We start from the raw sequence: 14,253 nt of genomic DNA on the forward strand, positions 1-14,253 counted from the left end.
ATAACAAAATGACGTTACCTAAAATAAAAGAAATTCGTGCCTATTACATAGGCGGGGCGACAGGTAAAAAAGGCAATGGTGGTGCAGACTATCATGACCAACAAGGTGGGCATTGGATTGATGACAAGATCTGTACCCCGATGAGTCGTTATAAAGAATATGAACAGTCTCGACAGTCTTTTGGGATTAATGTGCTTGGTACCCTGATCGTTGAAGTAGAAGCTGACGATGGCACCACTGGATTTGCAGTTTCAACCGCTGGTGAGCCCGGTTGTTTTATTGTTGAGAAGCACTTAAATCGTTTTGTCGAAGGCAAGTGTGTCTCTGACATAAAATTAATCCACGACCAGATGATCCGCGCGTCAATGTACTATAACGGCGGCGCAGGTCTGGTCATGAATGTCATTAGCTGTGTTGATTTGGCGCTTTGGGATCTATTTGGCAAAGTCACCCAGCTTCCGGTATTTAAGTTACTTGGTGGGGCTGTGCGGGATGAATTGCAGTTTTATGCCACCGGGGCACGACCCGATCTCGCTAAAGAGATGGGCTTTATTGGTGGCAAAATGCCCACGCATTTTGGTCCGCATGAAGGTGATGCTGGGATCCGTGAAACCGTGAAGCAGTTTAAAGACATGCGAGATCTTTGCGGCGATGACTTTTGGTTAATGGCCGATTGTTGGATGAGTATGGATGCTAATTATGCAATTAAAACCGCTTGGGCGATGCATCAAGCAGGTGTTAATTTGAAATGGATCGAAGAGTGTTTTCCCGCCAATCAACATCAAGCTTATCGTGAGCTAGTAGCAAAAGCCCCACCAGGTATGATGGTCACGACTGGAGAGCACCATGGCACCCTTGAGTCATTTCAAGAGTTATCTGAAACTGGGGTCAACATTATGCAACCAGATGTTGGCTGGTGTGGCGGATTAACCACGCTCGTAGAAATTGCGGCAGTGGCTAAATCTCGGGGCCAGTTAGTGGTGCCGCACGGCTCGTCCGTCTATTCTCATCACGCGGTGATTACTTTTACTAACTCACCTTTCAGTGAGTTTTTGATGACCGCGCCCAAAGCGGATCATACTCGTCCACAATTTGACCCCATTCTAATTAATGAACCGGTTCCCGAGCGAGGTCGCATTCACAAAGACCAACTCGATAAGCCAGGATTTGGTGTTGAGCTAAATCGCGATGGTCTTATTCGCCCTTATACTCATTAATTATTAGGACTAGAGCAGGTGCGTTGCGTTTGCTCTAGTTATAAAAGGTCTTGTTATGAACAATTCAGCATTGTTAGATTCTGCTGTCCATAAATCAATGGTCCGTCTCGTTCCATTGATGTTATTACTCTATATTTTGGCTTTTCTCGATCGAGCAAATATCGGCGTCGCGAAGGTTCAGTATATGGCTGATACCGGAATTGGTAGCGCCGCATTTGCCTCGGGGGCATCAATTTTCTTCTTAGCTTACGCCTTCTTGGGGGCTCCATGTAATTTGTTAATGAAGAAAGTCGGTGCCAAACGTTGGATCGCCTTTACCACCATCCTATGGGGCTTGGTTTCATGTTCGTTAGCGATTGCCGATACCGAAACTAAATTTGTGACCACTCGTTTCTTGCTAGGGGCCACTGAGGCTGGATTTTTCCCTGGAATGATCTACTTAACCTCCTTATGGTTCCCGCAAAAAAACCGCGGCACCATTATTGGTATGTTCTATGTTGGTCCTTGTATTGCCTTGGCTCTGGGAACCCCCTTTTCTGGTGCCTTACTCGAAGGTTTGCATGGTTGGTTAGGCCATCCTGGTTGGTTTTGGATGTTCTTAGTGGAAGGTTTATTAGCTGCCGCAGTCGGTGTATTTGTTTACTTCTATTTAGATAGTGAACCTACTTACGCTCGCTTTTTAAATGAAGGGGAAAGAAAAGCCCTGATGCGCGAACTGAGCCAAGAAGAGCAAAAATCGGTGGCATCGAAGATCTCTGATGCGATTAAAATTCCCCGGGTGTGGGCGCTCGCCATCGCCTATGGGGTGATTCAGCTGTCGGTTTATGGTTTAGCATTTTACTTGCCTTCAACTGTTGCTAAGTTGATTAGTAGTGTCAATGTTACTTTTATTTCAACCCTTGTTGCGGCTATTCCTTGGGTGGTTGCAGGTTTTGCAACTTATTATATTCCTCGTTATGCGGCGAAGCGATTTGCTGAAGCGCATTATGCCGCCTTGGTATTAACAATTGCGGGGATTGGGGTGATTGGTTCTGCGGTGTTTAGTGCTTCTCCGGTTGCCTCTATTTTTTGTTTGTCTTTGGCTGCTTCCGGCTTCATTGCGGTTCAGCCGATGTTTTGGACAATGCCAAGCGCGATACTTTCCGGCAGTGCTTTAGCAGCAGGGATCGGTTTTGTGAACATGTTTGGTGCCTTCGGGGGCGCTTTGGGCGCTCCGGTTCGTGAATTTGCGGAGCCTATATTTGGCAATCCGATGGCCCCTCAGATTGTGATGGGGGTAACTGCAATATTTGGCGCAATTTTGATTTATAGTTTACGTCCACAACAAGCAGGCTCACAGCAGCCTATAGCCGAAGAGGTGATCGCTAAATAATGAACATGTAAATAAGGCGGCTTTAAAGCCGCCTTATTTTAATTGGGATATGACAGCTCCGCGTCGCTACAGTACCCACTTCCAAATGATGAATAAGGCTAAGAAGCCGAAAAGATAAATCAGGCCAAGGTAACTGACGACCCGTAATCCGAGTCCACCTTTCAGCTCCGTTTTAATGGCCGCCGTGTTGACTAACTTGTGGTTGAGCCAAGCAAACATGGGGGTGGTCATAAAGGCGAGTGTCATGGCAAAGCCTAACATCGCTAATAAAGCAGATTTAAAAAATAATATAATCCCAAAGCTCACCACCGATACCACCAGCAACCAGCGCACAAATTGGCTATTGGAAGCCTCTGGTTGGCCTTTCAATAAGGAAAAACCTTCGGCGAGGGCTCGCGAATAGCCATCGTATACGGTGATCGACGAGCCAAAAATACACAAGAAAGCAATCACTGCGATGAGGTAGCGTGACCACTCGCCAATGGTACTGGCATACAAGCTCACTAATTGGTGAGAAAAACCAATGCCTCCCGCAGCTAAGGTTTCACCGCTGCCATTGAGAACTAATGCACCTAAGGCTAAAAATACTAAGGCCAATAACATCGTCGTCATATAACCGAGATTAAAGTCAAATAAGGCTGACTTGGCGGTGACTTTTTCATTTTGACACTGCTGCTTTAACCACAGTGAGGTAATGCCTGAAATTTCGATGGGGGCGGGCATCCAACCCATAGTGACCACTAAAAATCCAATGGTGGCCATATTCCAAGGCGAGGGCGCCTGATAATCTGCCGGAGCGACCGGCCCTTGATACCAGGCCATGGCGGTTGCACTCAGCGTTGCCACCACCAATGCCGCCATGATTATTTTGGCAACGTTGTTCAGCGCCGAAAAGTGACCCGCAATTAAGATGACTAAGCTTGCGGCTAAAATGATGGCACATAACACCGGCATGGGTAAGGCTACCGGCACAAAATAACCTAATAGACTGGCGGCAAACATGAGTAAGGCTGCCGAGTTCACCACGGCGGCGATACAATTGAGTAAAAAGGCTGTCAGCAGGTAGCCTTTGCCCATGCTCATATAACCCTGTTGCAGGGTTTGCTGAGTACTGATGGTATAACTGACACTCGCTCGGAAGAAAGGGTATTTAAATACGTTCACCAGAAAGATTAACAAGGCCAACTGCCAGCCAAATTTGGCGCCCGCCTGGGTGGAGGCAACTAAATGGCTACCGCCAATGGCGGCGGTAGCCATTAAGATCCCGGGTCCAAGTAGCTGAATGATTTTTTGTAAAGATTGCACGGGGGAAGTTGTTGTGTTGGGAATACTCTGTTCCACTGGGGCGTCCTGTTACTAAGTGTTGTGTTTATGTTTGGGTGTTTAATAATTATTCGAACATTGTAAAGCAAATATGCCATTTACAAAAAGCTTAGTTTTTAGCAAATGTTAACTGCCTCCCGCTGGGCGCTGGCCTTTGAGATATATCGTCGATAAAAATGCGGTACGAAAAAATAAAAAACCAGCTTCATGAGAAGCTGGTTTTTAATTCAAGCAGACGCTTTAAACGCGGTCGTTTATTGACAAGTATCTGGCGCTAATTTAATGATTTCAGCTGCGCTGAGAGCGTCGTTGGCAACATAAGGGCTTAAACCTCCTTTACCAGCGGTCGCATAAACATAGTCGGCCAGGTCTTGGCTAGTTGCCATCATATTTACGTTAATGGTGCTTTGACTCGCGGCATCATATCTGGCAAGCATATCAGGGACGTTACCGATTAATACGGATGAGCCATCGAGGCTGCTACCAGAACCCTGGGCCTGACAATTTGCGTTTGATTCGTAAACCTTGGTGCCACTGACCTCAAGACTAGAACCATCGTCGTAGACTAGTTTTGTGCCGATGATACTTTTGACCCAATAGTCAATATCATCTTTTTTCGCGTTATTGGTGTTGTTTAAGAACATATTATTTTCAAATAAGATGCTACCTGCCTTACGAACACTCAATACATCTTTTCGATAACCATAAAACACGTTATTAAACATGTGTGACTGGCCCCAGCGTAACAGCGGTACTCGACGTCCGGTGTTAAACTCCGAAGCAGCGTAAGAAGCATCATCGGTTACAAATAAGTTATTGTGAATTGTGGTTCGAATATTGGCATTCACCGGACGGCTATCACTTGAACCATGTAAAGCCGCGCGTTTCACGTTTTTCAATTTGTTAAATGAAACGGTGATGTTATAAGCACCTTGCTTCACATCGAAGGCGGAATCGCCAGTGTGGTCAAAGGTGTTTTGATGCAGCCAAATATCGTGCGATTGACCAGTTGAACGGATCATATCCGGATCGGCTTCATGGTCTTCGGTGTGGCCACCGCCAACAAAATGCACGTTGCTAATGATTACGTTTTCGGACGGGGTATCGTCGCCATTACCAATTTCAAAACCGCTGTATTTAAAGTTGGCGTTCGCGCCACGTCCATCGATGGTAGTATTAGAGTGGATCATTGGAACTGCCAGCGCACTCTTCACATTGCTGTTATCAACGTTTAGTTTGATGTTGAAGAAGGTATTATCACAGTCGCTGCTGGAAACATCGTGATTGGTACACCATAATTCAGCGTCTAAACATTCGGCTTTGCTCGCATTGTCCAGAGCGCTGAGCACTGCAGGCTCCTCACAGGCTAAACGGTACATCGCAATGTTGGTATCGGCTTTAAAATCATCCTTATCAAATACAATCCAGTTGTAGGCATCGCTGCTAATTGCATTGAGTATTTGTTTTTCAACCAGCGAGCCATCTGTCGGCTTTTTGATGACAACCAAGTTACTATTACCACCTACATCATAACCGCCCACGGCTTTGCTACCGTAACCCACCGGCTTACCCAAGCTAGAGGATAAACACTCAACCTTCTCTTGTTCGCTTAATGAAGATTCGTCCCAATTCACATCAGCGTTTGTCACCAAGTCATGACAAGCGTTAATCGTGCTTGAATCTATGGTGGCGTGATACGCGGTACTGAGGTGCTCAGTCCCTGCCTTATCAGTGACACCTAACCAGTAGTAGTAGCTGCCGTCGGCGAGATTTTTATCGCTGTAACTGACGTTATCGATGTTGGATTGAATCGCACTGCTACCCTCGAAGGTGGCGTCGGTATCACGGTAAACTTTCTGATTTGTAACCTCAATACTTCGAGCCGTCCAGTTTAAAGTGACTGAGGGACCAGCCGTTTTACCACTGAAAGTGAGAGTTGGTTCGGAGGAGGGCGTCGAGCCACTGCTGGAAACTTTGAAATCTGCAACCGTTGCAACTCCTGTCGAGCTGAGAATTTCGAAGGTGAGGCTATTGGTCTTGATGGTACTGATGTTGATGGTGCCCGCACCAGAACCCGACATGATCACCGAATCACTGCTTGCCTTGGCATTCACACCCACCGTAGTGTTTGAGCTATCTTGATTGATTAATTGCCACGCGCCGATGTGACCTTGATAATTAGCGGCTTCAGTGATGGTGACTGAGCTAATGTTTTGTTGCGCTGGCCAGGTAATAGAAACAGAACCAGTTGCGCCAGCTGGAGCCCAATAGCTGCTAAGGTCATTGTCAATAACGTTGTCGTAGCTGGTGCCATTGGCGAGGCTGCTACCAGTGGCGGTTGCACTTGGCGTGCTGTTTGGTGTGCCACCGTCAGAGGAACCCCCGCAGGAGGTGACAGCTAACAATAACAAGTAGCCCAGTGGCTTCATTGTTAGTGTTTTACCCTTGCTTATCATGATACTAGTCCTTATTTATCAAAACACTTTATCTGCGAGAACGATTACTTATTGTGAATAACCGTACTGTTTTTGGTTGATATTTTACTGAGGTTTAAAGAACCACATAATGTTCGATCTAAATTTATGTATAACTAAATAGTTAAATTTATCAAAAATAAAATAACAAGCGAATTTAAAAGAAACATCGGTTCAAAAAAATTAGCGTGTAATCATTATAACGACAAAGCCTTAAATATAGCCATGATGAAAATATTCAATATTTGCGGTAAGTCACTAAATTACTCGCGAAATTTTAATGATTGAGTCTTTGGGGGGCAGAATTGAATTTTTGAGGAGCGGCTATCAACTTGATATTTTTAATTATTTGTTTCATCAATAAGTTTATTCAAAATATGATCGATTTTTAGTGGCCGTGGGTGGATGAGACTCGCTTTATTAAGCGATAAGCCTCGGTGAAATGATAACTGCTAACTCTTTGAATGGGTTGTCGCGATAGCTTCAGATGGTTATCGGAGAAAGAACTAGTATGAAAGATAAAAAGCCAGCCTCGCTAGAAGCTGGCAGTATTTAGTTTATTGAAGCATTATTGGCAAGAAGAGGGGGCCTGCGCAATCACTTGTTGGGTGGATAAAGCCGCAGGGGATAAATAGGGTGTTAAACCGCCTTTACCTGCTGTGGCAAAACTGTATTGCGCCAAATCGTCACCAGCACTGAAGCGATTACTATTAATTACGCTTTTACTGCTGCTGTCGTAGCTGGAAAACATATCTGGGGTAGTTCCATAAGACGCACTTAAATCGCCCGGATTGCCTTGAAGCTGGCAATTGGCATTGGCGTACCAAACATAGCTTCCACTGATCTCTAAGCCGCCTTCGCGATAGTCACGTAATAAAGTTTCAAGCCAGTAATCCATGTCATCACCCTTGCTGTTGTTGATATTATTCAGGAACATATTATCTTCAAAAGCAATTCGACCACCCACGCGTACACTCAGCAGGTCTTTACGATAGCCATAGAATACGTTGTTAAACATATGTGATTGGCCTCGACGCATTAGTGGCACTCGACGCAGGCCATTGTAGGCACTGTCACCAAAATGCTCATCGGTGGTAATGAACAAATTATTATGAATGGTGGTGGTGATTTGGTCGTTCACGGTTCGGCTATCGCTAGAACCATGTAAGGCAGCACGTTTTACATTGATCAATTTGTTAAAGGATACGCTAATATCGTAAGCGCCCACTTTCACATCAAAGGCTGAGTCACCGGTATGCTCGAAGGTATTTTGGTGGATCCAAATATTATGCGACTCTCCGGTAGAGCGCAGCATGTCGGGATCAAGATTGTGGTCTTCGGTGTGGCCAACACCAATGAATCGGTTGTTGGTGACAATTACATTTTCGGTGACATAGGTGCTACTACCACTGCTGTCTGCACCCATTTTGAAACCACTAAATTCAAAAGTAACTTTGCTGGTGCGTCCATCAAGGGTGGTATTGGAGTCGATCATCGGAATTTTGAGTGCGTTTAGACTCTTATCGTTGAGCTTATCGTTAAAGAAGGTATCGTCACACTCATCACTTGCTACACCATGGTTCGAACACCAAAGTTGTGGGTTTAAACATTCCGCTTCGCTGGCACCATCTAAGGCATCGAGTACATCGCCATTGCTACAACCGAGGCGGTACATGGCAACGGTTGTGTCTGTGGCGAAGTCGTCTTTATCGAAGACTATCCAGTTATAGGCAGGAGAACTAATCGCGTTGAGGATTTGTTGTTCAACAGAAGTACTACTGTTTTTAGTAATCACAACAAGGTGACTGCCGCCATCAGGGTTGTAGCCCCCGGTGGTTTGACTACCGAAGCCGACAGGCTTACCTAACGATGTAGCCAGACACTCGACGATTTGTTGTTCTGTTTGTAAGGATGATTCCCACCAGTTGATTGAAGGGTCGTTGACTAGTTGATTACAATCGGCATCAAGATCTACATTGCCGGAGTCATCCGATACATTGACGGTCGCTGCAGTGGCGTCAGTATTGTAATTATTTCCTTCACTGTCGGTGAATTTAATCCAGTAGTAGTAAGTCCCATTTGCTAGGCCGCTATCGGTATAGGTGTTTGCGGTTATTCCCGAGGCTATTCTCACTCGTCCAGACGGATCGGCGTCGGTATCGCGATAAATTTGCTGACTCGCAAGATCAATGCCGCTGACACTCCAATTGAGTAATACGGAGTCGTTGCTGACCGAACTTGATAATGATGATTCAAAAGAGGGTTGTTCCGGTGTTGTGTTACCGCTACTACTATAGGTTTCAAATTCAGCCACGGTGGCTAAACCGGAAGCGCTGAGGATTTCGAAGTTAAGCTTTTTGGTGCTTATCGCGTTGAAATTTATGGTTCCAGCACCAGAACCAGTGGCCAGTACCGTGCCGTCATCATTATTGACGAGCTGCCATGAACCGATATTTCCCTGATAGCTTGTGGCTTCAACAATGGCGACAGAGGCAACACTAACTTCGCTACTCCATTTGATTGAAATTCTGCCACTACTGCCGTTGGGTGCCCAATAACTGCTTAGATCACCGTCTCGAACATTTCCATAGCTGGTGCCACTGGCCTTGCTACTACCATCGGATCCGGCTCCGATACTTAGATTATCTGCGGCTAGCAGTGCATTTGAGTTGAGTGTTAGCACCGATAACAGTAAGTATCCCAAGGGCTTGAGAGTGCCTACGTTGGTTTTACTAATCATTGATTTAGTCCTTTATCATGTAGTTTTAGTCAATTGATTCGTTCAATTTTTGTATAGGGTATTTTTGTTATATCTATTTATTTATGATGGTTCGATGATGCCTCCGATCTGTATTTTCTAAATGATTACGTTTTTTTGATAATATTTTAGTAATAACCATTTATTATCAAAATACTGGTTTATTAAAAGTAAATATTTGTTTCTTTTGTGAGCAGTTATTACATTTAGATAAGATGACAAAAATAGCAATAATGTTTTTGATAAAAACATTAAATAGGTGTTGTGGATCACTTTCTATTGTTTAGTTGTGTGGACTTAGTCGCAGTATATTGAAGGGAGAAATATGCTTTTATAAAGAATAAAGTCAGCAATTTGATATGCTGACTTTAAGTGATTTATGGTTAGTTGGGTAGGCTTAGCTTGCCGATTTGGCAATCAGCAAGTCGCCATGTAAGGCGACAAATTTATCGTACAACTGCTCTTCGCTTTCGACATAAGCTGGGTTAACGCTGATGCAGTCGATAGGACAAACAGCGATGCAAGTTGGCTGTTCATAGTGGCCTTTGCATTCGGTACAACGCGCAGGATCAATGACTGTCATCCTGCCATCGTAGGAGATGGCCTGATTCGGGCATTCTGGCTCACACATGTCACAGTTGATGCATTTTTTGCTAATTTGTAGCGCCATGCTTAACCTTTGGCGTTTGCTGTTTGATGAGGGTTACGGGTATTTTGCCCAGATTGTAGATTGCGCATCAACAATGCATGCGCTAAGTCTACATTTTCGGGAACTGGCAAAAACACGGTATGTCCGCTGCCTTTCGCATCATCGATGAGCTCACCTTTTTTATTTTCAAGATGCTCCAGTTTGAAGCTCAGGTTCCCTTGAGGGGTCATCAACTCGAGCGTATCACCTAAGATGAATTTATTTTTTACGGTGACTTCGGCCAAGCCATTCGGATTGCGTCCGGCCACTTCGCCAACAAATTGTTGGCTATCACTGATTGAATAACCGTAGTCGTAATTTTGATACTCGTCGTGAGTATGACGACGCAAGAAGCCTTCGGTGTAACCACGATGGGCTAAGTTTTCTAAGGTGCCCATTAAATTTGGGTCGAATGGCTTACCAGCCACCGCATCATTGATCGCCTGACGATAGACTTGAGCGGTGCGAGCACAGTAGTAGAAAGATTTGGTTCGGCCTTCAATTTTAAGTGAGTGCACACCCATTTTTGTTAAACGTTCGACGTGTTGAATCGCCCGTAAATCTTTCGAGTTCATAATGTAAGTGCCATGCTCGTCTTCAAAGGCGGGCATATACTCGTTGGGGCGCCCTTGCTCTTGGAGTAAGAAGACTTGGTCGCTGGGTGCGCCTGCGCCTAAGGTCGGCTCTACGATTTGCGGCTGAGCGGCGATAATGTCACCCACTTCGTTTTCTTTGGCTTCGTGAGCGTTATATTTCCAACGGCAGGAGTTGGTGCACGTTCCTTGATTGGGGTCGCGTTTGTTAATGTAGCCTGATAACAAGCATCGGCCAGAGTAGGCCATGCAGAGGGCACCATGGACAAAAACTTCTAATTCCATCTCAGGAACTTTCATCCGAATTTCTTCGATTTCGTCTAAGGATAGCTCGCGGGACAAAATTACTCGTTCAACCCCTTGCTGTTGCCAGAACTTCACCGTTGCCCAGTTGATCGCATTCGCCTGAACTGAGAGATGGATGGTTTGTTCAGGAAAAGCTTCTCGCACCATCATGATCATACCAGGATCCGACATAATGAGAGCATCGGGTTGCATCGCGATGACGGGTTCAATGTCACGTAAATAGGTTTTTAGTTTGGCGTTATGCGGCGCGATGTTACTTACCACATAGAGCTTTTTAGCTTGCTGGTGTGCTTCGTTAATCGCCAGTTCAAGGTTCTCATGATTAAATTCGTTATTACGTACGCGTAATGAGTAACGAGGTTGGCCTGCATAAACAGCATCAGCGCCGTAGGCAAAAGCGTAACGCATATTTTTTAGGGTGCCAGCAGGTGACAGTAATTCTGGTTTGAACATCAAAGCTCCGGGTCTGAGTCGAATCATTGAGAATGGCTGCGAGCAGCACAATAAGGGCGCGCATTTTACGCTTTGCTAAAGGGGCTTGCAATGGCTTTGTATGAAAAATCACCAACCATTAAGTAACTACTTGAAAGTATGTTAATGGTTGGTGAAATAGGTAAGTTTAAATGAGGACTTAGCTGGTTAATTCGCCGCCTAGGGCTGCAATGAGATCAGGGATCATTTTACTGAGTTCGCCGCTGGTCAGGGCAAAGTCGGCATCGAAGCGTGCCGCTACATCGCTTTTGTCGATGTCTTCATTTTGTTCGGTGATGGTATCGGTGAACTTCACACCTTTGATACTCATATCTTCACTGAGGATAAAACGTATTGATTCAGCCCAAGTTAGTTCTAGTTTAGTTACAAATTTATCGGCATCTAAATGCACTTTAATTTCGTCACTGAATAAGTCTTGTTCTTTACAGCGAATAATACCACCACCTTCTAGGGCGCTACGTAACTCGGCTTCTTCGCCCAATTCAAAATTAGCCGGAACCAGCTTTTCGTTTAACCAGTCGGTCATGGTGACATCGGCTTGGTTTGCTAACTTAATTGGTGTCACAGGTAAGCTGCCTAAGGATTTTCGCAACAGCGAGACGACTTCTTCGGCTTTCTTTACGCTACCCGCATCAACCGCAATTAAGTCGTTTTCTGGACTAATCCAAGCGTAAGTTAAATTGGTTCTGGAAAAGGCTCGAGGTAATAAGCTCAGTATAATTTCTTCTTTCAACGCATCTTTTTCGGCTTTTTTAAGCGGGCGTTGTTGCTCTTGTTCAATAAGTTCAATTTTATCTTGTAAGGTATCGCGGATCACCGAAGCTGGGAGCATTTTTTCTTCTTTCTTGGCGCATACCAAGTATTCGTTCCCGACAACATGAATCAAACTTTGACCGAATTTACCCATGGGGGCTACCCAACCAAACTTGCTTAGGTCTTGGCTTCCGCAAGGGCTAAAGCTTAGCTCGTCTAAGGTAGCGTCTAGCTTTTCTGGTTCGAGTTCCAGTTCTTTGGTGATTCGAAACAACATTAGATTTTTAAACCACATAACGGATTGGCTCTTTGTCAAATAAGGGGCGCTATTCTAACAAAACTACCGTACTTGTCAGTGGCCATTTTCGTTTTTTTAGTTTGAGCTTTGACTTGCAAGACGCAATGATTGATTTTGTTGTCGTCGCGGATCCAGATTTGAACAGTTTGTTAATGATTTGTGATCTGAATCGAAATCTCGCACATGAAATAGGAGCTGACTCACATCGGCATGGCGCACGATTATCCATACTCAAAATCCACTTATTCAGTTGATGAATGCCTAAATGACATTTTCCAAGTTTGCTTCGACTTTAAGCTTACGCCAAGCCAAAACCTCCGACAGCGATGAAATTAGTGATATTTGGCTGGCGGCAAGTTTACGAGCGCATGACTTTTTGCCGAGTAGATATTGGTGGGAGCGGCAAGAGGCCTTACAACGTTTGTATCAATACGAATCGGAAGTGTGGGTGGCCGAAGTGTCTCAGCAGGTGTGTGGTTTTTTAGTTTTGGTACAGCATCAGTTGATTGCTTTGTTTGTCAGCCCACATTGGCAGGGCAAAGGAATTGGCTCTCAGTTACTGGCGTTGGCAAAACGTCTTCGTTCGCATCTTCAGTTACATTTGTTTGTCGACAACGTAGCGGCTTATCAGTTCTATTTACGGCATCGTTTTCAAGTATTGCGTTACCGGTCCGAGCGTTATACTGGCTATCCCTTGGTACATATGGGATTTGGAGCTTACCCTAAAATGAGCGCCAGGGCTTAAGTCCTGGCGCTTGATCGCATTTTGCCGAATTTACTTGCCGTAAAGATTTTCAAAGCAGTAGTTGGTTGCGTCAACGAAACCTTCGACACTGCCGCAATCAAAGCGTTTACCTTTAAATTTATAAGCCATGACACAGCCGTTTTGGGCTTGAGTTAACAGTGCGTCGGTTAACTGAATTTCGCCATTTTTACCGGCGGGAGTATCGCGTAATAAATGAAATATGTCTGGGGTGAGAATATAGCGACCGATCACCGCTAAATTGGATGGCTCCTCGCCCAATGGTGGTTTTTCGACCATCGACGTCACTCGAAATAAATCATCTCGTAAGGCTTCGCCTTCGATCACGCCATATTTATGGGCCTCTTCTTTTGGTACTTCCATAACGGCGATAATCGAACAGCGGAATTGTTGATATAGTTTTGCCATTTGCGCAAGAACACCACCGTCATCACCAAAACATAAATCATCGGCTAACACTACGGCGAAGGGTTCTTGACCAATTAAAGTCTCACCACATAACACGGCATGTCCCAGGCCCATCATTTTTTTCTGGCGGGTATAGGTACAATTAACATTGTCGACTAGGTGACGAATTTCTTTGAGGTAGGCTTCTTTACTGGTGCCGGCGATTTCATTTTCGAGCTCGTAACTGATGTCGAAATGATCGGCGATGGCACGCTTGCCTCGGCCTGTGATAAATGCCATATCACTCATACCCGCAGCAACGGCTTCTTCGACGCCATATTGAACCAGGGGTTTGTTAACGATGGGAAGCATTTCTTTAGGCATTGATTTAGTGGCCGGTAAAAAGCGGGTTCCATAGCCTGCTACCGGAAATAGACATTTCTTTATCATGGACATAGCAACTCCTTGTATCCTTTCAACGAGGCTCGTTTCAAGCCTAAGCTTAGTGTTATTGAATATCTAAGGTAAACGCAGCAAGAGCGATGCCAGTGTCGTTGCGCATGGTCGTTAAGCGTTTGTTTTAGAATTGTTTTATATGAATTCACTTGGTTTGGCCAGAGGCTTCCAACGATTCAATTGCACTGCTTTAGTGCATATTTATCGGCTGAACCAAAATAATGCATTAAAACGGGACAAAGGGCACTAAGTAAAGATAATTATTTTTTATGTTAATAGTCGTTGGTTGTTTATTGATTGTTTTTTATATATGAAACAACGTATTACATCGGTTTTAGTTAACCGGGATTGATTATTTACGATTGGCACGTTA

Annotated in this window: 10 protein-coding genes; 3 read left to right on the forward strand and 7 right to left on the reverse strand. The window is 44.8% G+C overall.

Annotation, left to right across the window (positions count from 1 at the left end; translation table 11 throughout):
• The first annotated feature begins 8 nt into the window (after positions 1-8).
• Complete coding sequence (rhmD, locus tag ACRRSY_RS08320; protein ID WP_432462929.1) at positions 9-1,217, forward strand: L-rhamnonate dehydratase; 1,209 nt, start codon at positions 9-11, stop codon at positions 1,215-1,217.
• A 55-nt stretch (positions 1,218-1,272) separates the two neighbouring features.
• On the forward strand, positions 1,273-2,589 hold the full coding sequence (locus ACRRSY_RS08325) for an MFS transporter (RefSeq protein WP_432462930.1): 1,317 nt from the start codon (positions 1,273-1,275) through the stop codon (positions 2,587-2,589).
• 66 nt (positions 2,590-2,655) lie between these two features.
• On the opposite strand, the gene ACRRSY_RS08330 is transcribed toward ACRRSY_RS08325, so the two are convergent.
• The 6 genes from ACRRSY_RS08330 to rdgC all read right to left on the reverse strand — a co-directional run bounded on the left by ACRRSY_RS08330 (position 2,656) and on the right by rdgC (position 12,271).
• A complete protein-coding gene (locus ACRRSY_RS08330; RefSeq protein ID WP_432456191.1) occupies positions 2,656-3,846 on the reverse strand; it encodes an NRAMP family divalent metal transporter in 1,191 nt (396 codons plus the stop codon).
• Between the two features lie 320 nt (positions 3,847-4,166).
• Positions 4,167-6,368, reverse strand: coding sequence for a pectate lyase family protein (locus ACRRSY_RS08335; protein WP_432462931.1), 2,202 nt, complete (start codon positions 6,366-6,368; stop codon positions 4,167-4,169).
• Positions 6,369-6,954: 586 nt separating this feature from the next.
• Positions 6,955-9,126: a pectate lyase family protein gene (locus tag ACRRSY_RS08340; protein ID WP_432462932.1), complete on the reverse strand. Its 2,172-nt coding sequence runs from the start codon at positions 9,124-9,126 to the stop codon at positions 6,955-6,957.
• Positions 9,127-9,541: 415 nt separating this feature from the next.
• Positions 9,542-9,814, reverse strand: a complete 273-nt coding sequence (locus tag ACRRSY_RS08345; protein ID WP_432453664.1) for a YfhL family 4Fe-4S dicluster ferredoxin — start codon at positions 9,812-9,814, stop codon at positions 9,542-9,544.
• Positions 9,815-9,816: 2 nt separating this feature from the next.
• A complete protein-coding gene (trhP, locus tag ACRRSY_RS08350) occupies positions 9,817-11,184 on the reverse strand; it encodes a prephenate-dependent tRNA uridine(34) hydroxylase TrhP (RefSeq protein WP_432462933.1) in 1,368 nt (455 codons plus the stop codon).
• Between the two features lie 178 nt (positions 11,185-11,362).
• Positions 11,363-12,271 (reverse strand): recombination-associated protein RdgC, encoded by a 909-nt coding sequence (rdgC, locus tag ACRRSY_RS08355; protein WP_432453662.1) that lies wholly within the window; start codon positions 12,269-12,271, stop codon positions 11,363-11,365.
• 268 nt (positions 12,272-12,539) lie between these two features.
• Between rdgC and ACRRSY_RS08360 the strand changes: the two genes are divergently transcribed.
• Entirely contained in the window at positions 12,540-13,019 is a 480-nt protein-coding gene (locus tag ACRRSY_RS08360) for a GNAT family N-acetyltransferase (protein ID WP_432453661.1), read from the forward strand.
• Positions 13,020-13,049: 30 nt separating this feature from the next.
• Here ACRRSY_RS08360 and galU read toward each other — a convergent pair whose 3' ends face one another.
• On the reverse strand, positions 13,050-13,874 hold the full coding sequence (galU, locus tag ACRRSY_RS08365) for a UTP--glucose-1-phosphate uridylyltransferase GalU (protein WP_432453660.1): 825 nt from the start codon (positions 13,872-13,874) through the stop codon (positions 13,050-13,052).
• Between the last annotated feature and the right edge of the window lie 379 nt (positions 13,875-14,253).

The sequence above is a fragment of the Agarivorans sp. QJM3NY_33 genome (assembly GCF_050870865.2).
Classification (GTDB): Bacteria; Pseudomonadota; Gammaproteobacteria; order Enterobacterales; family Celerinatantimonadaceae; genus Agarivorans.